The following is a 24,446-nucleotide window of genomic DNA, read 5'->3' on the forward strand; positions in this document are numbered from 1 at the left end:
CATCGCCCAGTTCTACGACGACGGGCAAGCCATCGACGAGATCAATGGTGTTTGACGCGGTATCCGCGTCAAGATGACATGACCGGTCGCTTACGATGCAGTCGCTGCGTGTTGCCCTAAGCAAAGTAAGTTCGCAATGAACACATTCAGCATCAACGGCAAGGACCTTCGCTGAGAAAAAACTGATCGAACGAGCATCCGACTAATGCCGTTCAGTGATCCAGGTTGCGATGTCGTATGCCATGACGACTTCGCCCGGAGTTTCTTGAAAAGCAAGGGGATCGTTGCGTTTCAATAGTTCTCTCTGCTTTGGTGGTAGAGACTCTTTGAGCCATGTCTCCAGCATCTCGTGCGTTTCTGTTTCAAGAGCAGAGCCCCTTTCCACAACCCGTCGCCACGGGAAGAACCAGAAAACGGCGTTGACCAAATACATCTTCTGTTGTGAGCGTTCTACTTCCAGGCTCCCAACTCGCTCAATGGCTAGCCTCTTGCCATTTGCTCCGCGAACTTCAAGCTGAATTGATCCACCATCCGCCCACGCTTGTGCGCCGAGGATCGTAAGTGGTTGCGTCAACTCGTGAGGATCAACACGAAATACAGGAAGGAGCGCAACCACGAACCCGATCATCAGAACTGCAATCAACAAGAGAGCTTGGCACTTTTTCAGCTTCATGTGTCACTTCTGTGGCGAGTGGGTGATCATCGATCCGGGAGACCCTTTGAAACCCCAAAGATACCAACTCCAAATGCCAGCGTATCCATAGCCTCCACGCAGCGTAGGCAGCATCGCCAGATAGCCATCTGGCCCTGTGACTTGCACGCCTAGCAACGCCGCCCGCCAACCCCAGTCTTAACGGCTAAGGAGTGGCAGGCGGCTTTTTTCTGTTGAAGATCAGGGGCAACGAGCAAGAACTGACCTTGACCCCCGCTAACTGCTGTATTCGAGAACTGGCTTCCCAAGTGCAGCAAGGTACAAATCGCAGTTGACTCGTAGCTCTTCAACGGTTTCGCCCGCAGGAACTGCCGGTTCCGCGCTGTGACCCCGCACCCTAGCGTCTTCATAGTAGTAGACCTCGTAGATAGCAACCGCGCCATCTCGGCTCATTACTCGATATTCCCAAGTCATAGAATTAGCGGGAGTCTGACTCCGATTACTACTTGAGACCGCCATCAATCCTCAGCCCAATAGCGCACCTTCTCATCAGAATCGCGGCTGAGCTTGTCGAGGCAAGCTATGGTTTTTTTGCTGCGAGGAAATCTGGCAAGAGCTGAGGCGACGCCCGCGCGAACTTCAGGGCTGCGATCAGTCGCTGCAGCGATCAGGGATTCAACGACCTCTATCGCTCTTAAATGCCCAAGAGCCGCAGCCGCCGACGCCCGCACGCAGGCCGCGGAATCTATCTTCAGTACCTCATTCAGCAACGGGATGCTTTGTTCTCGATATGGCAAGCTAGGTGTGCCAAGTTGACCAAGAATGAAGGCGCCCAATTCTCGGTCATGACGCTTTGCTGCTCTCAGCAAACCACGGGCAAGCTCAAACTCGGAGTCTCCGCCTTTCAATTGAATCGCTCTCGCCGCAGCCATTCGCACTCGGGTGCTTCCATCGGTGAGGAACTGGGGCAGCAAATCTACTGAATACAGTTCCAAAGCCTGCCAGATCAAGGTGTCAATTGCAGTGTTTGTCATATCAAGATGGGTGTGAATCTTAGCGACTCCTACCCCCTTTTCCATACCGAGAGCCTCGGCATCCCCATGCCTTTTGAGTGGCTTTTACTTGGTCTGGCCGGTACCTGCTCGCGTTTTGCGCGAGCCACGCGCATCGGTCCATCGGTACTCTCCCACAGAGCCGTTCATTCGCTGCATATGCTTCGTAGTCTTTGGCGATTTCAGTGTCCGCTTGATTGCCAGGGGCGGTCATCTGCGCCGGTTCAGATACAGACGGATCTGGCCAAGTTATTCCATTCCAATTCCACGTAGGCAACAGCGGGCTTGGCTTTGTCCAGCTCGATGGCACGGGACTTTGATTTTGAGTGGATCCGCCGCCAGGAACAACCGGCGGCCCAGGCATCGGACCAAAGGGTGTAGGCCACACCGTCTGCAATCCCAGCGGATCGGTCGCATTTAGCGGATCGCCATCCACATACCCGTATCTGTTGAATCCCCCATCAAGCCCAATGGGATCGGACTGGCTGTATCGGCCTGTCCTGCTGTCATAGCTGCGGAAATAGTTGTAGTTGAGCCCCGACTCCTCATCCGCATACTGCCCCGGATACCTCAGGTTGAACTTCACCTCCGAGAGGTTCGTGGTGCCCGGATTCGGCGTCGCCTCCAGATTGGCGAACCTGTTTCTTGCCGTGGTGGGCTTGTCCTCCCCGAACGCGCTGTAGCCCCACTGCCAGACAGCTTGCCCGTCTGCGTTGGTGAGCTTCCTCGGGGTGTTCAGGTGATCGCTGTGCACGGCATAGGTGCTGCCATTGATCACCGCCGCAACCGGCATCGGCCCATTGCCCGTCGGCAGATAGATGTACTGGCTCTGCCCCGCACTGTTCGTGCCCCCGCTGCCCACCTCCGCGATCAGCGTGCCCTGCTCGTTGTAGACGTAGGCATAGCCCAACTGCTCGGCCTGCGTCGTGCTCGGGCTCCACAGCTTCGTGAAGAACGCGATCAGGCTCTGCATGAAGCCCGGATCGGCCTCATCGCCCTGGCTGGGCGGGTACAGCGGCTCCGTCTTGAACACCCGCTGCCCCAGCGCGTTGTGCGCATAGCGCGTGGTCGGGCTGACATCGGTCGCACCCGTCGTCGCCGCGGCCAGCCGCCCTTCGGCGTCGTAGGCGTAGCTGCGCAGGCCGTCGCTCACCATGTCGCCGTTGGCGTTGTAGCCGTAGGTGACGCTCGTGCTGCTCGCGCCGTTGATGGTCTGGCTGAAGCCCGTGAGCTGGTTGCTTGTCGATCCCACCGTGTAGGTGCGGCTGGTGCTCGTGCCATCGACAGCGCGGGTGCTGCTGCTGCGGTTGCCGTTGGCGTCGTAGCCGAAGCCGGCCGTGTTGCCCGTGGCGTTGAAGCTGGTGATGCGCCCCACGCTGTTGTAGCCCACGCTCCAGGTGACGTTGGCATTGGCGATGGTGCTGTGGGTCGGGTCGGTGTCGCCGGGCTGGTAGAGGTTCTGCGTCAGGCTGGTGATGCGCCCGGCCGCGTCGTAGGTGTAGCTGCTGAACTCGGTGGCGGTCAGCCGGCCTGCGGTGTCGTAGGTGCGGCTGGCCGCGATGGAGGGGCTGGAGAACGCCCAGCTCCACGCCGTGGGCTGGCCCAGCGGGTTCCAGGCGATGCCGGTGACGAGCGGGTTGCCGTTCAGGCTCAGGCCTGTGAGGCGGCCGGTGCTGTCGTAGGTGTGCGTGAGCACGCCGCCGCCGTTGGGGTAGCCGATGCTCGCCAGCGTGCCATTGGGGTTGTAGGCGTAGCTGACCTGCTGGACGCTTCCATTGGCCAGGGTCTGCTTCTTGAGGGTGACCCGGCCGAAGGTGTCGCGGGTGTACTCGGTGGTGCCGCTGCGGTCGACGATCTCGGACAGATAGCCCTTGCTGGTGGCCGTGAGGTCGTAGCGCAGGGTGGTGGTTTTGCCGTCGGCGAAGACCAGGCCAGTTGGGCGGCCCAAGGCATCGCGCGTAATCGTTGTCGCCTGGCCGAGGGCGTCGGTGATCTGGCTGGGCAGGCCGAGGTTGTCGTACTGGGTGCTGGCGGTGCCTGTATCGGCGCTGGCTTCGACGGTGGCGTTGCCCTGGGCGTCGCGGGTGTAGGCGGTGGCCACGCCCTTGAAGTCCTTGGCTTCGGTGACGGCGTCGAGGGCGTTGTACTTCAGGGTGGCGTTGGCGTTGGCTGCGTCGGTTACCGCCTTGACGCGACGCAGATTGTCCAAGCCGTACTGGGTGCTCTGGCTCAGGCCGTTGGTCGAGCTGATTAGTTCGCCGTTGGCGTCGTAGCCGAAGGTGTTGGACTGATTGGGGCCTTCGGTCTTTGAGGACAACCGGTTGATGTTGTTGACCGTGCGGGCCACGCTCCAGGCCACGTTGCCAGCGCTGTCCTTGATCTGCTCGGCGGTGCGGTTGCCCATGCCGTCCAGGGTGTAGGTGCCGCTCTCGCCTCGGTTGTTGCTCCAGCCAGTCAGGCGATGGGCTGCGTCGTAGGTGTAGGTCAGGACGAGGCCGGCGGGCAACGTGACTGTCTCGACCGTGCCGTAGGGCTTGTAGGTCAGGACCGTGGTCAGACCGCCGACGGATTGGGTCAGCAGGCGGTCGCGCAAGTCGTAGGTGTAGGTGCTGACGAGGCCATTGGAGGCAGTCGAGCTGACGACGCGGTTGGCTGTGTCGTAGGCGTAGCTGGTGACGTGGCCCAGGGCGTTCGTGACGGTGAGAACGTTGCCTCGGGTGTCGTAGGTGTATGTCGTCACCGCGCCGCTGGGATCGGTGGCGGTATCGACCAACTGCGAAGAGTTGTAGGTCCACTGCCAGAGCTGGGCCTTGTTGGTCGCGGTGTCGGTCACCGTCTTCGACAGGGCATTGCCGACAGCGTCGTAGGTGTAGGCGGTGGTGCGGCCGGGCTCCATCACCAGCACGGGTAGCGAGAAGGTCGCATGCCATTGCGTCGTTACCGTACGCTCGTCGGGAGTGCCAGAGGCGTAGACCACGGTGATGGGCAAGCGGCGGGCAACGTCCCACGTCGTGGTAGTCGTTACCCCATTGAAATCAGTCTCCGAAGTGATCAGGCCGTTGGCATCCTGAACGCGGTTGGCGGCATCGCTCTTGCCTTCGCCCGAGGGCAACGAGCCACCGGTGACAGCCAACTTTCCTGCGTTGGAACCATAGCTATATGTGCGGCTTGTACCAAGTGGGTCGGTAACCGTGGCTGAGCCCTTGCTGGGATAACCAACCTCGTATCGATCGATTGAACTTGCGAGTTCGGAACTGACCGCTCGGCCCTGACTGTCATAAACAAAGGTGCCCCAACGTGCGCTGGATTCGTCGTCGATACCGGTCAGCGCGTGAGGGAATGCCGTGTTCTCATAAGAGAAGGTGCGCGTCTTGCCATCAGGATAGGTAACCGTTCGGAGGCGCCATTGAGAGTCGTAGCCATAGGTGACAGTTCGACCATCGTTGGTAGTGACGGTAAGGACCTGGCCAATTCCGTTGTAAGTGAGCGCAAGACTCCTGCCGAAAGCATTGCTGATCGTGCTCAGCTGACCCGAGACGTTGTAGGAGTACGTGGTGGTCCAGCCATTGCGGGTGACTTCCCCGAGAAGCTTGCCGGCACCATTGAAGGTTTGCGTCGTGTCGGTGCTCGCTCGGCGGTATGCCCAGCCATCAACGACTTGGGTGAGCGAATCTGCAGAGCCTGCACCGGCATACCAAACCGAGGTTCCAACTTGTCGCGTGAATGAACGGAAGTAGCCTTTGGAATCGATGATCGCGACCCCTGTCGCGGCTCCATTCGACTCCGTGCTGGTCACCTTGAGGCTAGTGCCATGGTTATGAGCCCAGACCTTGGCCATGGTTCCTTGAGTGCGCGAAGGATCGACGCCCCAACTGCTGCGGTAGGTCCGAGAGAACTCGAGCGGCGCAGCTCCGACATCGATCAAGTCAATTTCGCTTCGATATTTCTCACCGGTTGCAGGAAGAATGGGGTGCCCAGCTTGTCCGCCATCTGGTTGCGAAGCGTCAATGACACACATTGGACCCGTGACTCTTTCCGGCTCTGGCGGCTTAATACAAGCCGTGCGTGATGGATCTTCGAAAAATTGATCGGCGCACAGGCAGCCGCCAGACGTGGGGAGTGAATTGGCTGGACACGCATAACTCAGATAAGAGCGCACCTCCAAGCCTCCTCCCGCGCAGCCGCCAAATCCTTCGCCGACGTATTTGTATGTACTCGTGATGCCGCTGTATGGGGTGTAAGTCCAGCAGTTAGGTGACAAATAGCCGCGCACGGCGAGAGACTGAAGCTTCGCTTCCGCGAGGGAGTGAAGCGCGTTCACCCCCTCGGTAGAGGTTGTCCAGTTTGTGCCGGCTGGAGGCTGGTAGTTGTACTGCGAAGAATCCCAGTTCCATGGAGACCACGTACTCCACGTACCGACCATCGGCACCAGAGCCCAGGAAGGTGCTCCGATCACAACAAGAATGGCGATCAACAGCTGACGGAATCGTCTCGCCACGTGCAATCTCGTCGCCCTTGCGGGGCACGTCGTCGGTCCCATCAATCTTTCCTCCCTCGTGCTTACCCGTTTACGTGTTTGGACATCGACGGCTCGCTTTTCACGAGCCATGACTCTCATGGATTTCTTGAACGGACGGTCATCCTCCTCAGGTGACGCGCACCGCCACGCAGCGTACTCCGTACAAGTTGTTTCAGACTAGCTGAAAGACCACATGCAGACAACGACGGATCGATGGCTTGAGACGTTTTGATCGCGAGATGAACATGAAAGTACGCAGCCCATCGGGGCGCTGTTGTCGATGAGCGACTCCATGCGGGCCTGAGGCCGCGCCAGCCAAACACATGTCCATATGGTCATGGCGACCAGCGCCGACGCTCAAGAAGCATCGGCACATCGGCGCGAAGCGCCATGCATCCCAAGTGATGAGACCGCTTCCACTTTCTGGTCTAGGCTAAGGTCGTGTGCGCCAGCAGGGCGAAGGAGCGAAGCGACTGAGGTACAGCAGAGATAGACCTCGATGATGAATCTCAAAGAAGCATCACCCAAGGAATGCATGCCATTCGGGCCGAATGCTCGTGGCCCTGGGCTTCTCGGCCCGGATCGGCATGTAAATCACTGCCTCAGTTAACGGGGGGCTATCTATTAAAGAGAACCACCAGACCGACGACCCCCGTTAAGTCATGCCCGTGCCCAGCCCCTTGTGGTCGCTTTCCGGCCAGGGGCGAGGGCGGGAATCAACGGCTTCGCTTCCTTCTTCACATCTTCCGAAGAGATTCATGGTCAGATTTCATCTTCACCAAAGGACCTGAGAGAGGTTTCAACTGCCCCTAAACACAGCGGCGTCCCTCTACAAGTAGTTAAACAACGAAATGCTATTCAACTTAGCAAACGTCATCTGCGTCGCCTGCAACGAAGACTGCCGCTGATAAAACTCCGCAATCGCGCTGTACGGGTCCAGGTCTTCAATGGAAGACAGATAAGACTCTTCCTGCAGCTTGCGATCCCCACCACCCGAATCCAGCGCATCGATCTCGCTCTGCCTTGAGCCCACCGACGACAGCACCGTCAGCACGTTGTCGTGCGCATTCGTCACCTTCACGTTGGCTGTGGCCAGCGCGTTCTGCAGCTTCGCCTGCGCAGCCGCGCCACCACCGCTCAGCGGCGTGCGCAGCGCACTCACCAGTTCGCCGATCGCAGCGAACACATCGGTGCCGGCATTCTTCGCGGTAGACACATCAAAGCTGTCGCCAGCCGCCGGCGTGCCGGTGATCTTGATCTGCACGCCGCCGAAGTTGATGGGCGTGTCCGCCGAGATCGGGCCGGTGGCTGCGACTACGGGCGGCGTGTCCTTGGTCGTCACCGTGTAGTCGGTGGCGCTGAAGGTGATGGTGAAGTCCTTGCCGTAGTTGGGCGCGGTGGCGTCGGTCACGCTGACGGAGCCGAACACGCCGGTGCCGGTGTTGCCCGCGGCGCCTGACGCCACATAGCCCGCGCCGCCTTGCACCGACTGGAAGACGCTGCGGCCGTCGTCCGATGTGGACATCTGGCGCGCCACGTCGACCTGCATCAGCCGCTGGCCCTGGTCGCCGACGTACTGCACGCCGCCGCTGGTCGTGGCCACGAAGGGCGGGGAGCCGCTCTTGAAGCCTGCGAACAGGTACTGGCCGTTGCCGTCGTCGGAGTTGGCGATGCCCACCAGCTGGTCGTAGCTGCTCTGGATGGTGGTGGCGAGCGATGCGCGGTCGGCATCCGACAGCGTGCCGTTGCCGGCCTGCACGGTCAGGGCCTTGATGTTCTGCAGGATCGAGGTCACCGAGTTGAGCGCGTTCTCCTCGGTGGAGAGCGATCGCGACGCGCGCTGGCGGCTGGTGGCGTACTGCGAGATTTCCGACAGCGTCTGGCTGACGCCGAGTGCGCGGGCCGCGCCCACCGGGTCGTCGCCTGCCGAGAGAAATTTTGAATTGGTCGCCAGCTGCTGCTGGACCCTGAACAGTTTCTGCTGCTGCTGGCCCATGGCCAGTACGTTCTGTTCGTAGAAGGATTGGGTGCTGATGCGCATCGCTTTGCCTTGTTGAGTCTGCTTGACGTTGGGCAGGCTCAGCTGCCGATGCCGAGGATGGTGTCGAAGATGGTCGAGGCGGTCTGGATCACCTTCGCATTCGCCTGGTACATCTGCTGGAACATCAGCAGGTTGGCGGTTTCCTCGTCCTGGTTCACGCCCGAGATGGCCTGCTGGCTGGCCTTGATCTGGCTGGTAACGCTGTCTTGCGTGGTGGCTGCCACCTTGACGGCCATGGCGCGGTTGCCGACTTCGCTGACGATCTGCGAGTAGGCGCCGTTGAAGGTTGCCGTGCCGTTGGCCATGGTGGTCTTGCGCTGCAGTGCGCCCAGCAGCAGCGCGTTGCTGCCGTCGGATACGCCCGCGGTGTTCTTGCCAATGGTGAAGGTGTCGCCTTGCGCAGGCGCGCCGGTCATGGCAACGGTGATGCCGTCGAAGCTCATCTTCGCGCCGGCGGTGTAGGGCACGGGCGTGCCGGCCGCGTAGCTGGTGCTGGTGCCATCGGCCAGCGTGACGGTCACGGCCGAGGTGGCCGGAAAGCCGGTCAGGTTGCCGGTGGTCGCGTCGTAGCTCAGCGTGACGGTGCCGCCCAGCGGCGTTGCGGGGTAGCTCGCATCCACCGTGGCCGCGCCCAGCGCGCCGGAGCCCTTGTTGCCGACGGTATTGCCGGTGACGATGGGCGATGCCGCGGCCACCTTGGCGGGGTCGAGCGTCAGCACGTCGAGGTCGCGCGCGCCGGTGCGCGTGGGCTGCACCAAAAACGAGTCGCCGGCCTGCGCGGTACCGCTGACAGCCGTGAGGCTCACGCCGTCGAAGGTAATGGGGAAGGTGGTGAAGGAGCCCATCGACTGCTTGTCCGACAGGCGGGTGACCGAGTAGGTCAGCGTGCCGGCCACGTCGGTGACGCTCACGTTGTAGTCGCTGGTCGTGAGTTGCGACGTGTTCGAGAGCGTGCCGGTGAGTTCGAGGTTGCCCGCGTTCTTTGCGTTGGAGAGCACGCCCGGCACGGACTGCGTGAAAAAGTCTTTGCCCAGTGCGCCGCTGAGGTCCACGCCCAGCTTGCTCTGCGCGTTCACGGCGTCGGCCACCGACATGGCGAGCCGGCCGATGGAGTTTTGCGTGGGAATGAGCGTGTCGCGCCGAAAGCTCATGAGCCCGCCCAGCGTGCCGCCGGTGATGACGCCGTCCGACAGCTCGGTCGTGTTGCCGGCAAAGCCCTGCAGCGCCACGGCCTTGCGCGACGGGTCGGCGGCGGAGTTAACTGCCGCCATGGTGGCGGCGTAGTCGCCCGTCACCAAAGACTGGCCGGTGGCGATGAACACGTTGTACTTGCCGTTGTCCTGCTGCAGCACCTTCACGTCGACCACCTGGCTCAGCTCGCTCACGAGCTGGTCGCGCTGGTCGAGCAGGTCGTTGGGCGGCTGGCCGCCGGCCATGGCGCTGATCTGGCTGATCTGCTGGTTGAGGCTGGCGATCTTGCTGGCGTAGGTGTTGATCTGGTCCACGCTGCCGACGATCTGCTCATTGACGGAGGAGTTCAGGTCCGACAGGTACTGGTCGGTCGCGCGAAACTTGCTGGCCAGCGCCTGCGCCGAGCTGATCATCTGCTGGCGCGCCGCCGGGTCCGCCGGTGTGTTGGCCACGCCCTGCACGCTGGTGAAAAAGCTCTGCATCAGCGGCGCGATGCCCGAGGTCTTGTCGGCCAGCAGGGTATCGATGCGGTTGATCTGCGTGCTGTTGGTGGCAAGCGCGGCCGAGGCCGACTGCGCAATAGAGAGCTGCGCCGTCAGGTAGCGGTCGTAGCTGCGCGAGACGGTCGTGACGTTGGCGCCCGAGCCGATGAAGCCCGAGCCGGTGCCAGTGGCGTTGCCCGTGGCGATTTCTGCCACCTGGCGGCTGTAGCCGGCGGTATACACGTTGGCTGTGTTGTGGGCCGTGGTCATCAGCGCGGTGCGTGCAACGCCGAGGCCGCTCAGACCCGTGTAGAACAAACTTCCGGACATATGGCTTTACCTGTCGATGAGGTGTGTGAAATGAGGTGGCATCGCCTGGATGCCTCTGGGTCTATATCGGCAGCGCCGGCCGAAAGTTGAGGGCCGATCGGGTCAGAACTCGGTCCAGTCGCCCTTGGCGTCGTTGGCCATGGCGAGTTGCGGGGCGCCAGAAGGCTCGCGCCGGGTGGGCAAGGCCTTGGCGGGGCGCTTCGGCGCTGGCTTGGCGGGCTTCGGGATCGGCGTGATGCGCGTGAAGCCGGGGCGCGTGGTGGCGACTGCGTTGGCGTCGAGCTTGAAGACGCTTACTGCCTGTACGAGGCTGCCGGCTTGCTCCTGCAGCGATTGAGCGGCTGCCGAAGCCTCTTCGACCAGCGCGGCGTTCTGCTGCGTGACCTGATCCATCTGCGTGATGGCCTGGTTGATCTGCTCGATGCCTGACGTTTGCTCCTGGCTGGCAGCGGTGATCTCGCCCATGATGTCGGTCACGCGCTTCACGCTGCCGACGATTTCGTCCATCGTGCGGCCAGCCTCTTCCACCTGCTTGCTGCCTTCTTCGACCTTTTCTACCGAGTCGCCGATCAGGGTCTTGATCTCCTTGGCTGCTGCAGCGGAACGTTGAGCCAGGCTGCGAACTTCTGAAGCCACTACGGCAAAGCCTCGGCCTTGCTCACCTGCGCGGGCAGCTTCGACCGCTGCATTCAGCGCCAGGATGTTGGTCTGGAAGGCAATGCCGTCGATCACGCCGATGATGTCGACGATCTTCTTGGACGATGCATTGATCGAGCCCATCGTGTCCACCACTTGGGAGACGACGCTGCCGCCCTTCACTGCAACTTCAGAGGCAGACACAGCCAGCTGGTTGGCTTGACGCGCGTTGTCCGCGTTCTGCTTGACGGTGCTGGTCAGCTCTTCCATCGAAGCAGCCGTCTGCTCCAGCGAACTCGCCTGCTCTTCGGTGCGCGAAGACAGATCCTGATTCCCCGAAGCGATCTGCCCCGAAGCAGTAGCTATCGTCTCCGTGCCCGTACGCACCTCACCCACTACCTTCGCCAGGCTCGCATTCATCTCTCGCAGCGCATGCATCAGCTGCCCTGTCTCATCGCGGCTTTCCACCTCGATGTGCGTGCTCAAGTCGCCGGCGGCCACCGTCTCTGCCACTTCCACCGCATGCCCCAGCGGACGCACGATGCCCAGTGTCAGGCGCCATGCAAACAACGCCCCCAGCACCAGCGCAATGCCCGACAGCACCATCAACGTGGTCTCGCCGGTCGTATGGTTGGCTTCGATGTCTTGCGCCAGTCCGTCGATGCGGTCGCGCTGATACGCCGCGAGCTTGGCCACGGCCTCCTCGTAGACGGTGAGTGCGGGCGCGAACTGGTTGTCGGCCATTTCCATGGCCTCTTCGTTCTTCCCCTCGGTCTTGAGCTTGTTGATCTTCCCGATGGTCGCGAGCACGACGCCGCGAGCGTCAGCCACGCCGGCATACAGCTTCTTCTCTTCCGGAGAGGTCAGCAGTTCCTCGAGCTTCTTCTGCACCGGGTTGATCAGCGCCGACTTGTCGGCCCGGCCCTTCTCGAAGTAGGCGACCGCCTTGGGGTCTGTCGCCTTGACCATCGCGAACGAATTGACGATTGCCGGCCCGAGCAGGTTGGACCACTGGTTGGCCAGGCGCTCCTTGACCAGCGCGTTCTGCATCATGTCTTCCGTGGCCTTGCCCACACTCGCAAGGCGCTGCATGCCGGTGGCGGCAATGACCAACATCAGGAGCAGCACGACCGCAAAGCCGAGGCCCAGGCGGGTGCCGATTTTCAGGTTCTTCAAGTTCATTTGATTTCCTCCAGCAGACTCAGAATTCCGTCCAGTCGCCCTTCGCATCCCCAGCTACGGCGAGCTGTGGGGCTGCGGCGGGTTCGCGGCGGGTGGGCAAGGCCTTGGCGGGGCGCTTCGGTTCGGGCTTGACGGGCTTGGCGATCGGGGTGATGCGCGTGAAGCCGGGGCGTGTTGTGGCCGCGGCGTTGGCGTCGAGCTTGAAGATGCTGACGGACTGCACGAGGCTGCCGGCCTGCTCCTGCAGCGACTGGGCTGCGGCCGAAGCTTCTTCGACCAGCGCTGCGTTCTGTTGCGTGACCTGGTCCATCTGCGTGATGGCCTGATTGATCTGTTCGATGCCTGACGTTTGCTCCTGGCTCGCGGCGGTGATCTCGCCCATGATGTCCGTCACGCGGCGGACACTGCCGACGATTTCATCCATCGTGCGACCAGCCTCTGCAACCTGCTTGCTGCCCTCTTCGACCTTTTCTACCGAGTCGCCGATCAGGGTCTTGATCTCCTTGGCTGCAGCAGCGGAGCGTTGAGCCAGGCTGCGAACTTCTGAAGCGACGACAGCAAAGCCACGGCCTTGCTCGCCGGCGCGTGCCGCCTCGACTGCCGCGTTCAACGCGAGGATGTTGGTCTGGAATGCGATGCCATCGATCACGCCGATGATGTCGACGATCTTCTTGGACGATGCATTGATCGAACCCATGGTGTCGACCACTTGCGAGACAACGCTGCCGCCCTTCACTGCTACTTCCGAAGCAGAAACCGCAAGCTGGTTCGCCTGCCGCGCGTTGTCCGCGTTCTGCTTCACCGTCGAGGTCAGCTCTTCCATCGAGGCAGCCGTCTGCTCCAACGAGCTAGCCTGCTCTTCCGTGCGCGAAGACAGATCCTGATTCCCCGAAGCAATCTGGCTCGAAGCCGTGGCAATGGTGTCGGTCCCCGTGCGCACTTCACTCACGATCTTCACGAGGCTGTCGTTCATGCCCTTCAGGGCCTCGAGCAGTTGCCCGGTTTCGTCCGTCGTCCGCGCCTCGATGCGGCTGGTCAAGTCGCCTGCCGCCACCGACTGCGCCACCTTCACGGCTTCCGCCAGCGGCCGCGCGACGATGCGTGCAATCCACAGCGCCAGCCCCAGGCCGAGCGCGATGCTGCCCAGCAGCAGGCCCAGCACCCAGAGCCTGGCTCGCCCGTGCACCGCGTCGGCCGTCTGGCCCGCGCGAAGGGCGCCTGCCAGGTTCACCTGCGTCAGCTTGTCCAGCGTCGCGTTCATCTCGCGGCTCAAAGTCTGCGACTTTCCGCGAATCAGATTGGCCGCCTGGTCGATGTCCTGCGTATTGGAGATGGCGACGATCTTGTTGTGCTCGAGCGCGTATTGCGCCAGCAGCTTCTCGAACACCGGATAGAGCTCGCGCTCCTCGGGCTCCGAGATGAGCGTCGCATATTCGGCGCGCTTCTTCTGTAGCACCGCCCACGACTCGTCCATCGCCTTCTCGTGCGCAGTCATTTCGGTGAACGAACCCAACAAGGCATGCTCTGTCTCCTGCGCGCGGTAGCTCGCCACCAAAGTCTTCAGCTCCAGCAGCGAGCGCGTGGCGGGCAGCCAGTTGGTCGAGAGGTCCGTGGACATCTCGTGAACCTTGCCGAGCTGCATCACCGAAATCACACCGAGGCAGGCCGTCAGCACGAGGACGGCAATGAACGACGCAAGCAGCTTGGTCGCGATCTTGAGGTTGTAGAAAGACTTGATCATTTTTCAGGCCGAGAAGGCCAATACCGTGTGTTGCCGGCCTTCGCCGAGCTTGAAGATGCTGACGGCCTGCACGAGGCTGCCGGCCTGTTCCTGCAGCGACTGGGCTGCGGCCGAGGCTTCCTCGACCAGTGCCGCGTTCTGCTGCGTGACCTGGTCCATCTGCGTGATGGCCTGGTTGATCTGTTCGATGCCCGAGGTCTGCTCGTGGCTCGCGGCGCTGATCTCACCGATGATGTCGGTCACCCGCTTCACGCTGCCCACGATCTCTTCCATGGTCCTTCCGGCTTCGCCCACCAGGGCGGTGCCCGCATCGACCTTGCCTACCGAGTCATCGATCAGGCCCTTGATTTCCTTGGCCGCTGCTGCCGAGCGCTGCGCGAGGTTGCGCACCTCGGCGGCCACCACGGCGAAGCCCCTGCCCTGCTCGCCTGCGCGCGCGGCCTCCACCGCGGCGTTGAGCGCCAGGATGTTGGTCTGGAAGGCGATGCCGTCGATCACGCCGGTGATGTCCACGATCTTTTTTGACGAGGCATGGATCGAGGCCATGGTGTCCACCACCTGGCTGACCACATCGCCGCCCTTGAGCGCCACCTCGGAGGCCGACAACGCCAGCTGGTTGGCCTGCCGCGCGTTGTCTGCGTTCTGCTTGACGGTGCTGGTGAGCTCTTCCATCGATGCAGCGGTCTGCTGCAGCGAGCTCGCCTGTTCCTCCGTGCGCGTCGAAAGATCCTGGTTGCCGGCGGAGATCTGGCCCGACGCGGTGGCGATGGCATCGGTGCCTTCGCGCACGCCGCCCACAACGCCGGCCAGGCCCTCGCGCATGCTTTCCACGGCGCGGGTGATCACGCCCATCTCGTCACGGCGGGCCGAGTCCAATCGCTGCGACAGGTCGCCCTGGCCGAGAGCCTGCACATGCTCGCTCAGCAGGCTCAGTGGCCGCACGGTGCGGCGGATGAAGACGACCAGCGCCGCCCCCAAAACGAGGGCCGCCAGCGCAATGCAGGCGCCGATCCAGGCCATCTGGCGATAGAGCCCGGCGAGCACCTCCGAAGCGGGAAGCTCGGCCACCACCAGCCAGCCCGTCGCTTCGCTCCTGGCCACAGAGGCATAGCGCCGCTGCCCGTTCGCTGCGGATGCAAGCACCGCCCGCGCGTCGTCGATCCACATGGCGTCGGGCGCCGCGACCCGCGACAGCCAGGCGGTCGACTCGTCACCAGGCAGAAGCTCACTCAGCTTCTTGCCGGCCGCCGTCGGATGAAAGACCAGCGTCGCCGCATCGGCACCGCCGCTGGGGTTGACGATGTAGAGCCCGCCGGTCTCGAAGATCCGCGTCTTGCCCACGGCTTCGCCGAAGGAAGCCTGCTGTTGAGAAATGTCCAGCCCGATGTAGAGCACCGCGACGACGCGGCCGGCCGCATCGCGCACCGGCTCGTAGACCGTCATGTAGGGGCGCCCGAACAGCATGACGCGCCCCACGAAGCGCTTGCCCTCGCGCAGCACCGGATAGGCGCCGCTCTTGCGATCCAGCAGCGTGCCGACGGCGCGTTCGCCGCTTTCCTTCTTCACCGAAGTGGTGACGCGGCGGAAATCTTCGCCTTGCGCTACGAACACCGTGGCATTGGCGCCGGGGAAATCGCGCGCGAAGGCATCCACCTCCGCGATGCGCTTGGCGTCGATGGGCGTGCCGTCGCTGCTCAGCGCTCCCTGCGCGGCTCCGTCGAGAACGAAGCTGGACGCGAATTGGCGGCGGAAGACGCCGAAGGCGTTCTCCGCCGTGAGGCGCATGGTCTGGTCGAAGATGTCCAGCGAGCGGGCGATGGCTTCGGCCTTGGCATTGGCGTACTGTGCGGCACTGCGCTGCTGCTGCGAAGAGGCCAGCGCGTAGAAGACGGCCAGCACCAGCGTCACCACCAGGAGCATGCCTGCGACGGCGCCGAGGGTCATGGTGCGAGCCAGGGAGACGAAGGCGGGATCGCGCCTCGCGGGGTTCGCGGTTTTCATAACTACAGAAAGCCTATGGTTCAAAACTCGCGCCAGTCACCGGCACCGGCCACCGCAAGCTGCGGTGTCGCAGGCAAGGGCGACCCGACGCGCTTGGCCGGCTGCGTTCTGGCCTGCGTGCGAGGCGCGGCTTGGCGGCCTTCGTCGAGCTTGAAGATGCTGACGGCCTGCACGAGGGCGCCGGCCTGCTCTTGCAGCGATTGAGCTGCGGCCGAAGCTTCTTCGACCAGCGCTGCGTTCTGCTGCGTGACCTGGTCCATCTGCGTGATGGCCTGGTTGATCTGCTCAATGCCCGACGTTTGTTCCTGGCTGGCAGCGGTGATCTCGCCCATGATGTCCGTCACGCGCTTCACGCTGCCGACGATTTCGTCCATCGTGCGGCCAGCTTCTTCCACCTGCTTGCTGCCCTCCTCGACCTTTTCTACCGAGTCGCCGATCAGCGTCTTGATCTCTTTGGCTGCAGCAGCCGAGCGTTGAGCCAGGCTACGAACTTCCGAGGCCACCACTGCGAAACCTCTGCCCTGCTCACCTGCACGCGCAGCCTCGACTGCTGCATTGAGCGCCAGGATGTTGGTCTGGAATGCGATGCCATCGATCACGCCGATGATGTCGACGATCTTCTTGGACGATGCATTGATCGAGCCCATCGTGTCGACCACTTGCGAGACGACGCTGCCGCCCTTCACTGCGACTTCCGAAGCAGAGACCGCAAGCTGATTCGCCTGCCGCGCGTTGTCGGCGTTCTGCTTGACGGTGCTGGTCAGCTCTTCCATCGAAGCAGCCGTCTGCTCCAGCGAACTCGCCTGCTCTTCAGTACGCGAAGACAGATCCTGATTGCCCGAAGCAATCTGCCCCGAAGCAGTGGCGATCGTCTCCGTGCCCGTGCGCACTTCGCCCACCACCTTCGCCAGGTTGGCGTTCATGTTCTTCAGCGCCTGCATCAGCTGCCCTGCTTCGTCGCGGCTTTCCACTTCGATGTGCATGCTCAGGTCGCCGGCAGCGACCGTCTCGGCCACCTGCACGGCTTGCGCCAGCGGGCGCACGATGCTGCGCGAGATGAAGAACGCGAAGATGCCGCCGCTGACCACCGTCAGCACCGTCAGCAGCAGTTGCAGGTTGAAGCTGCGCGTGTTCGCCGCGTCGATGGCCTGGCTCATGTCGTCGATGGCCTGGCGCTCCATCGACAGCAGGTCGAGCACGCGGGTTTCGTAGGCCTTGGCGGCCGGCTGGAACGACTCCTTGAAGGCGCGCGCGGTGTCCACCGCATTGCCGCTGGCCTTGGCCTTGCCCACGTCGTCCTTGGCGGTCTGGTACTTCGCGCGCAAATCGAGAATGGACTTCAGGACGGCCTTCTCCTCCTCCGTCACCAGCAGTTTCTCGACCTTGGCAATGGTCTCGCTGCCCTTCTTCACGCTGTCGGAGATCACGTCGGCAAAAACGACCGGCAGGGTCTCGTCGGTCGTGCGCGCGATCATCGAGGTGCGGGCGATGGCCGAGTAGGTGAGCACGTACCAATCGGAGATGAGCCGCTCCTTCGCGAGCGGGCTCTGCATCATGACCCGGGTGGCTTCCGCGTTGTTGCGCGAGGAGACCAGGGCGATCGCGGTCGAGATCACGGTCAGGCCCAGCACGATGGCGAAAGCCACGGCCAGCCGGTTGCCGATGCGGAGGTTCGAGAGAAATTTCATGGTGCAGGCCTTGAAAGGTGAAGATGTGGAGCCGAGCCTGGCCATGCGGCCATGGCACCGGTGTCAGGCAGTGGCGGCGGCTTCGACGAGCCCCATTTCTTCGCTGGACATCAGCCGGTCGATGTCCACCAGGATCAGCATCCGCTCTTCCAGCGTGCCCAGCCCGATCAGGTAGTCGGCGTCCAGCACCGAGCCCATCTCCGGCGCAGGCTTGATCTGATCGCCCGTCAGCGTGATCACGTCCGACACGCTGTCCACCACCATGCCCACCACGCGCCCTGCGATGTTCAGCACGATCACCACCGTGAACTGGTCATAGGTCGGGTCGCCCAGCTTGAACTTGATGCGCATGTCGATGATCGGAACGATGATCCCGCGCAGGTTCACCACACCCTTGATGTACTCCGGTGCATTGGCAATACGCGTCACCGCGTCGTAGCCGCGCAGCTCCTGCACCTTCTGGATGTCTATGCCGTATTCCTCTTCGCCCAGCTTGAAGGTCACGACCTCCAGGCGGTTCACGCCGGTGGACGCTGGCGAAGCCGAGGCGGCTTTCTGCAGCGGATCTCTTGCCTTGTTCAGACTCATTGCTCTCTTCCTTCGATAACAGGGAACGGGTTCATCCTGTTATCGGCATCGGATCGCTGAACTTGAGTCCTTTTTTCTCAAAACTCGGTCCAGTCGCCCTTGGCGTTGCCGGCCATGGCGAGTTGCGGAGCGCCAGAAGGCTCGCGTCGGGTGGGCAAGGCCTTGGCGGGGCGCTTCGGTGCCGGCTTGGCGGGCTTCGGAATCGGCGTGATGCGCGTGAAGCTGGGCCGCGTGGTGGCGACGGCGTTGACGTCGAGCTTGAAGACGCTCACAGCGCGCACGAGGCTGCTGGCTTGTTCCTGCAACGACTGGGCTGCAGCCGAGGCCTCTTCAACCAGTGCGGCGTTCTGCTGCGTGACCTGGTCCATCTGCGTGATGGCCTGGTTGATCTGCTCGATACCGGAGGTTTGTTCCTGACTTGCGGCAGTGATCTCGCCCATGATGTCCGTCACGCGCTTCACGCTGCCGACGATTTCGTCCATCGTGCGGCCGGCTTCTGCAACCTGCTTGCTGCCTTCTTCGACCTTCTCGACCGAGTCGCCGATGAGCGTCTTGATTTCCTTGGCGGCGGCTGCCGAGCGCTGCGCGAGGCTGCGAACTTCTGAAGCCACCACCGCAAAGCCCCTGCCTTGCTCGCCCGCGCGGGCAGCTTCGACCGCGGCGTTGAGCGCGAGGATGTTCGTCTGGAACGCAATGCCGTCGATCACGCCGATGATGTCGACGATCTTTTTCGACGACGTATTGATCGAGCCCATGGTGTCGACCACTTGGGAGACGACACTGCCGCCCTTCACCGCAACTTCCGAGGCCGAGACTGCAAGCTGGTTCGCCTGCCGCGCGTTGTCGGCGTTCTGCTTCACGGTCGAGGTCAGCTCTTCCATCGAAGCAGCCGTCTGCTCCAGCGAACTCGCCTGCTCTTCCGTGCGCGAAGACAGATCCTGATTGCCCGAGGCGATCTGGTTCGAAGCCGTCGCAATCGTCTCAGTGCCCGTGCGCACTTCACTGACGATCTTCACCAGGCTCTCGTTCATTTCCTTGAGCGCGAGCATCAGCCGGCCGGTCTCGTCCTTCGACTGCACCTCGATGCGCGAGCTGATGTCGCCCGCCGCCACCTTCTCGGCCACCTGCACGGCCTCGCCGATGGGCCGGGTGATCGAGCGCGTGATGAGCCATGCAATGGCCGCACCAGCCAGGACCGCGAGGGCGCCCAGTGCCAGCATCAGGTTGCGCGACCATACGTAGCCGGCGTGGGCCTCTTCCTCGGCCTCCTGCGACAGCTTGCCCTGGCGTTGGCTCATGGCGTCGAGCTCCTCGAGCAGCGCCCGCGTGGCCGGCTGGAACTTCGAGATGAAGATTGCAGTTGCCTCGTCGTTCCTGTTCTGCAACGCGAATTCGGACAGTTGAGCGCTCAGCGGCACGAGCACGGCCACCTTCTCGTCGATGCGCGCGAGCAGCGCCTTGCCATCGGAAGTGGCCAGCAGCTTCGCCAGCACGGCGCGGTTTTCGGTGAAGCGGTCGCGCGCGGCGGCAACCTTCTTCGACTCTTCGCGCATGGCGTCGGTGTCGGTCAGCAGGATCAGGTTGCCATCGAGGATGGCGATGTCGCGGACCGCGTCCAGCATCTTGTTGACCGAGGCCACCTTGACGTTGTTGCCGTTGACGATGCCGTCCAGCCGCAACTGGATGTTCGACATCGCGCTGAGGCCGAGGCCGGCAATGCCGGCCAGCAGCAGGAGCACGGTGGCAAAGCCCGCGCCGAGACGGGTACCGATCTTGAGATTGATGAATGAGTTCATGGGGTGGAGAGCTTGTTTTCAGGAATCCTGGGCATTGACGTGCTGGAAGACCCTGTCGAGCCGGTCGGAGACCTTCGCGGCGTCGTGGGTCGAACGGGTGACCGAACTCGTGACGAGCCACGCGACGACACCGGCGGTGAGCAATGCAGCCACACCCAATGCACACACCGTCAGGCGCGCCCATTCGTAGCCGGCGCCGGCCTTGAAGCCGAGGCTCAGCGCGACGGCCAGCAAGAGCAACAGAATGGCGAAGCCCACGCCGAGGCGCAGGGCAAGCCTGGGGCTGAGACGTGTGCGCATGGGTGCTTCAGACCGTCTCTACTTCTTCGACGTCGGCGTCGAGCTTGAAGGTGCTGACGGCGCGCACGAGGTTGTCGGCCTGCTCCTGCAGCGACTGGGCAGCGGCCGAGGCTTCTTCGACCAGCGCGGCGTTCTGCTGCGTGACCTGGTCCATCTGCGTGATGGCCTGGTTGATCTGCTCGATGCCTGATGTTTGTTCCTGGCTGGCAGCGGTGATCTCGCCCATGATGTCGGTCACGCGGCGCACGCTGCCCACGATTTCCTGCATCGTGCGGCCGGCTTCACCAACCTGCTTGCTGCCGGCCTCGACTTTTTCGACCGAGTCGCCGATGAGCGTCTTGATTTCCTTGGCCGCTGCTGCCGAGCGCTGCGCCAGGTTGCGCACTTCCGACGCGACAACGGCAAAGCCCTTGCCCTGCTCGCCGGCGCGTGCGGCTTCGACCGCCGCGTTCAGCGCGAGGATGTTGGTCTGGAACGCGATGCCGTCGATCACGCCGATGATGTCGACGATCTTTTTCGACGATGTATTGATCGAGCTCATGGTGTCGACCACTTGCGAGACGACACTGCCGCCCTTCACCGCGACCTCGGAGGCCGAGACGGCCAACTGGTTCGCCTGACGTGCGTTGTCGGCGTTCTGCTTCACCGTCGAAGTCAGCTCTTCCATCGAAGCCGCCGTCTGCTCCAGCGAGCTGGCCTGCTGCTCGGTGCGCGACGACAAGTCCTGGTTGCCGGCCGCAATCTGCCGCGAGGCCACCGCGATCGAATCGGTCGAAGCCTTGATGCGCGTCACCAGATCGGTGAGGGTGTCTTCCATCTCGCCCATACCGCGCAGCAGCCGGCCGAAGTCGCCTCCGCGCTCGGTCTCGAATTCCTGGCTCAGGTCGCCGGAGGCCACGGTCTCGGCGATCAGCAGTGCCTCGGCGATGGGCTGCACGATGCTGCGCGTCAGCAGCCATGCGATCACCGATCCGGCAACGACCGCGAAAGCAGCCAGCCCGACGAGCCAGGCCCGGCCCGACCGGTACTGCGCGCCGATGCCGGCAGCGGTCCTGTCGATCTCCTTCTGCTGGTGGCCCACCATGGCACGGATGCTCGCGTCGTAGCCGTCGAGCGCGGGCAGCAGTTGCGTGTCGGTCAGCTTCGTGGCCTCTTCCTTGCGGCCGTCGGCCTTGAGCTTAAGGATCTGGTTGCGCAGCTCGACGTATTCGCCGCGCTTCTTCTTGATGTCGGCGCTCAGCGCCAGCTCTTCTGGCGACGCCAGCATGGCCTCGAGCTTCTTTTGCGTTTCGGTGATGACGGCGCTGGTGGCCGTGATGTTCTTCTGCAGATACTCCTGCACGGCCGCGTCATCGCTCTTGAGCAGGGAGAAGGTGCGCACGCTGTTGGTGTTGGTGCCCAGCTGCCAGGCGGCCGCCAGCCGTTCCTTTGTCAGCGACTGCCCGGCCATGGCCTCCGTCGCATCGCCCACGCCCTGCAGGCGCAGCACGCCGATGGCCGCGGTGATGACCACCAGCGCCAGCACCAGTGCAAAGCCGGCACCCAGGCGCCGTCCGATCTTCCAGTCTTTCATGTGCGTCTCCTCGCGGAACCTCTGTGTGTCGTTGTTCTGATTGGCGTTGACGTGCACGCCCGGCCGTCAGGCGGCGATCTTTTCGACGAGACCCATCTCGTCGCTGGACATCAGTCGGTCGATGTCCACCAGGATCAGCATCCGCTCTTCCAGCGTGCCCAGCCCGATCAGGTAGTCGGCGTCCAGCACCGAGCCCATCTCCGGCGCAGGCTTGATCTGATCGCCCGTCAGCGTGATCACGTCCGACACGCTGTCCACCACCATGCCCACCACGCGACCTGCGATGTTCAGCACGATCACCACCGTGAACTGGTCGTACGTCGGGTCGCCCAGCTTGAACTTGATGCGCATGTCGATGATCGGCACGATGATCCCGCGCAGGTTCACCACACCCTTGATGTACTCCGGCGCGTTCGCTATGCGCGTCACCGCGTCGTAGCCGCGCAGCTCCTGCACCTTCTGGATGTCTATGCCGTATTCCTCTTCGCCCAGCTTGAAGGTCACGACCTCCAGGCGGCTGCCTGCTGCGGTTTCTTGGGTCTTTGCCATGGGGTTTCCTTGATGTGGTGTGCGCGAGCGCGGCTCACCCGAATTTCTGCATGATGCGAACGAGCTTCTCGCCGTAGCGCGGATCGGTGGCGTAGCCCGCGCGCTGCAGGCCGTGCGCGGCCTCGGTCGGGTCGTCGGTGGCCAGCACGTTCGCGTAGCGCGGGTTGCGGGTGATGAAGCGCGCGTAGTCGGTGAAGGCTTCTTCGTACGAGGCGTAGGCGCGAAACTTGGCGCGCACCTTCTGCGGCTCGCCGTCGACGTATTCGGTGGTGGTGGTTTCGACCGTTGCGCCCTTCCAGCTGCGGTCGGCCTTGATGCCGAACAGGTTGAAGCTCTGCGTGCCGTCGTCGGCGCGAATCTCCCGCTTGCCCCAGCCGGACTCGAGCGCGGCCTGCGCAAGGATCAGCGGCGCGGGCACGCCGCTAGCCGTGCTGGCAGCCTGCGCGGAAGCACCCATGCGGCCCACGAAATCATCGACCTGCCCTTGCAGCGAGGCATTCGCACTACCAGCACCGGGTGCGCGGCGCTCGCTGTTGAATTGATAGACGCTCAGGTCGGCCCCAACGCGGGCGGTCGGTGCCGAGCCAATGGGAATGCCCGCGCGCGGACCGTACGGCAAGCCGCCGCGCGGTTCGAGCGACATGGGCTTGGTGCCGATTTCGGCGTCGGCATCCGCATCGGGCGGACCCGACGGCATGCTGCGCCGCAGCTGCGCGAGCATGGCCTCGGCCAGCCCCACGCCGCGCCCCGAAAGGTTCTGCGTGAGCTGCTGGTCGAACATCGAGAGGTACACCTTCTGGTCCTGGCTCTCGAACAGCCCGCTGGAGGGCGTTGCCTCGCGCATGCTCTTGAGCACCATGTTCATGAACAGCGCCTCGAACTGCCGCGAGACCTGCTGCAGGCCTTCTTCCGGCGAAGTGCGCACGGTGCGCCGCAGGGCATCGACGCCCTGCACGTCGAGCGCAAAGCGCTGGTCGAGCGCGCCGCTGCGGTCGGTAGTGGCCGGTAGCGTCATCGCATCGACCTCAGATGATTTCCAGCTCGGCGCTCAGTGCGCCGGCCGACTTCATGGCCTGGAGGATGGACACCAGGTCCTGCGGATTCGCGCCCAGGCTGTTGAGGCCCTTGACCACGTCCGACAGCGACGCGCCACCGCGCACCATCTGGATCGCGCCGCCGCCCTGGTTCACCGAGATCTGCGATGTCTGCGCCACCACCGTGCTGCCGCCCGAAAGCGCCCCCGGCTGGCTGATGACAGGTTCGGTGTTGATGACCACCGACAGGTTGCCGTGCGCAACGGCGCAGTCCTTCACGCGAACGGCCTGGTTCATCACCACCGACCCGGTGCGCGCATTGACCACCACCCGTGCCCCGGCCTGCGTGGGCGTCACTTCAATATCTTCGAGTCGCGCGAGAAAACCCACGCGCTGCTGTGGCTCCGGCGCACGCACGCGAATCGACCGCGCATCGACCGCCTCGGCCGTGCCCGAGCCGAACTGCCGGTTGATCGCATCGACCGCGCGCTGCGTGGTGCCGAAGTCCGACCGGTTGAGCTCGATCGAGAACGTGCCTTCAGCACCCACCGGCGCTTCCACAGTGCGCTCCACCAGCGCCCCGGCCGGAATGCGCCCCGAGCTCAGCTGGTTGACCTGCACCTTGCTCCCGTTGGCCGCGGCACCCGCGCCGCCGACCACCATGTTCCCCTGCGCCACTGCATAGGTCGCCCCATCGACACCCTTCAGCGGCGTCATCAGCAACGTGCCCCCGCGCAGGCTCTTCGCATTGCCCATCGAAGACACAGTCACGTCGATGTTCTGCCCCGGCCGCGCGAACGAAGGCAGCGTGGCCGTCACCATCACCGCCGCCACGTTCTTCAGCTGCATGTTCACGCCCTGCGGAATCGTGATGCCCAGCTGCTGCAGCATGTTGTTCAGGCTCTGCGTGGTGAACGGCGTCTGCATAGTCTGGTCGCCGGTGCCGTCCAGACCCACCATCAGCCCGTACCCGATCAACGGGTTGTCGCGCACCCCCTGAATGCTGGCGAGCTCCTTGAGCCGCTCCGCATGCACAGGCGCAAAAAACAAAGCACCAAACACGGCCAACGCCGCGATGCGCAAGCGAGCCG

At 63.2% G+C, this 24,446-nt stretch carries 16 protein-coding genes; all 16 read right to left on the minus strand.

The genetic code is table 11. The features are described 5' to 3' along the window. Positions 1–202: 202 nt before the first annotated feature. The 16 genes from BLV60_RS34175 to BLV60_RS24785 all read right to left on the minus strand — a co-directional run bounded on the left by BLV60_RS34175 (position 203) and on the right by BLV60_RS24785 (position 24,438). Positions 203–673 (minus strand): hypothetical protein, encoded by a 471-nt coding sequence (locus tag BLV60_RS34175; protein WP_143042634.1) that lies wholly within the window; start codon positions 671–673, stop codon positions 203–205. Positions 674–1,170: 497 nt separating this feature from the next. Further along, entirely contained in the window at positions 1,171–1,686 is a 516-nt protein-coding gene (locus BLV60_RS24715; RefSeq protein WP_218132249.1) for a HEAT repeat domain-containing protein, read from the minus strand. 19 nt (positions 1,687–1,705) lie between these two features. Next, positions 1,706–6,322: an RHS repeat-associated core domain-containing protein gene (locus tag BLV60_RS24720; RefSeq protein ID WP_093057934.1), complete on the minus strand. Its 4,617-nt coding sequence runs from the start codon at positions 6,320–6,322 to the stop codon at positions 1,706–1,708. A 730-nt stretch (positions 6,323–7,052) separates the two neighbouring features. Continuing rightward, positions 7,053–8,264, minus strand: a complete 1,212-nt coding sequence (flgL, locus tag BLV60_RS24725) for a flagellar hook-associated protein FlgL (RefSeq protein WP_093057935.1) — start codon at positions 8,262–8,264, stop codon at positions 7,053–7,055. A 38-nt stretch (positions 8,265–8,302) separates the two neighbouring features. Then, positions 8,303–10,267: a flagellar hook-associated protein FlgK gene (gene flgK / locus BLV60_RS24730; RefSeq protein ID WP_093057936.1), complete on the minus strand. Its 1,965-nt coding sequence runs from the start codon at positions 10,265–10,267 to the stop codon at positions 8,303–8,305. Between the two features lie 102 nt (positions 10,268–10,369). Beyond that, a complete protein-coding gene (locus BLV60_RS24735; RefSeq protein ID WP_093057937.1) occupies positions 10,370–12,085 on the minus strand; it encodes a methyl-accepting chemotaxis protein in 1,716 nt (571 codons plus the stop codon). Positions 12,086–12,104: 19 nt separating this feature from the next. Further along, on the minus strand, positions 12,105–13,826 hold the full coding sequence (locus BLV60_RS24740) for a methyl-accepting chemotaxis protein (RefSeq protein WP_093057938.1): 1,722 nt from the start codon (positions 13,824–13,826) through the stop codon (positions 12,105–12,107). 3 nt (positions 13,827–13,829) lie between these two features. After that, positions 13,830–15,770: a methyl-accepting chemotaxis protein gene (locus BLV60_RS24745; RefSeq protein ID WP_305449917.1), complete on the minus strand. Its 1,941-nt coding sequence runs from the start codon at positions 15,768–15,770 to the stop codon at positions 13,830–13,832. A gap of 77 nt (positions 15,771–15,847) precedes the next feature. Then, positions 15,848–17,515: a methyl-accepting chemotaxis protein gene (locus BLV60_RS24750; RefSeq protein ID WP_093057940.1), complete on the minus strand. Its 1,668-nt coding sequence runs from the start codon at positions 17,513–17,515 to the stop codon at positions 15,848–15,850. Positions 17,516–17,578: 63 nt separating this feature from the next. Beyond that, positions 17,579–18,103, minus strand: a complete 525-nt coding sequence (locus BLV60_RS24755) for a chemotaxis protein CheW (protein ID WP_093057941.1) — start codon at positions 18,101–18,103, stop codon at positions 17,579–17,581. 77 nt (positions 18,104–18,180) lie between these two features. Continuing rightward, positions 18,181–19,899 carry a methyl-accepting chemotaxis protein gene (locus BLV60_RS24760; protein WP_093057942.1) on the minus strand — a complete coding sequence of 573 codons (1,719 nt, stop codon included), beginning with the start codon at positions 19,897–19,899 and terminating at the stop codon, positions 18,181–18,183. A gap of 18 nt (positions 19,900–19,917) precedes the next feature. Further along, positions 19,918–20,199 (minus strand): hypothetical protein, encoded by a 282-nt coding sequence (locus BLV60_RS24765; protein WP_093057943.1) that lies wholly within the window; start codon positions 20,197–20,199, stop codon positions 19,918–19,920. Positions 20,200–20,206: 7 nt separating this feature from the next. Further along, positions 20,207–21,772 carry a methyl-accepting chemotaxis protein gene (locus tag BLV60_RS24770; RefSeq protein WP_093058057.1) on the minus strand — a complete coding sequence of 522 codons (1,566 nt, stop codon included), beginning with the start codon at positions 21,770–21,772 and terminating at the stop codon, positions 20,207–20,209. A 66-nt stretch (positions 21,773–21,838) separates the two neighbouring features. Continuing rightward, entirely contained in the window at positions 21,839–22,321 is a 483-nt protein-coding gene (locus BLV60_RS24775) for a chemotaxis protein CheW (RefSeq protein WP_093057944.1), read from the minus strand. A 34-nt stretch (positions 22,322–22,355) separates the two neighbouring features. Beyond that, complete coding sequence (gene flgJ / locus BLV60_RS24780) at positions 22,356–23,336, minus strand: flagellar assembly peptidoglycan hydrolase FlgJ (RefSeq protein WP_093057945.1); 981 nt, start codon at positions 23,334–23,336, stop codon at positions 22,356–22,358. Between the two features lie 10 nt (positions 23,337–23,346). Beyond that, positions 23,347–24,438, minus strand: coding sequence for a flagellar basal body P-ring protein FlgI (locus BLV60_RS24785; RefSeq protein ID WP_093057946.1), 1,092 nt, complete (start codon positions 24,436–24,438; stop codon positions 23,347–23,349). Positions 24,439–24,446 lie beyond the last annotated feature (8 nt).

The sequence above is a fragment of the Variovorax sp. YR634 genome, assembly GCF_900106655.1.
Taxonomy (GTDB): domain Bacteria; phylum Pseudomonadota; class Gammaproteobacteria; order Burkholderiales; family Burkholderiaceae_C; genus Variovorax.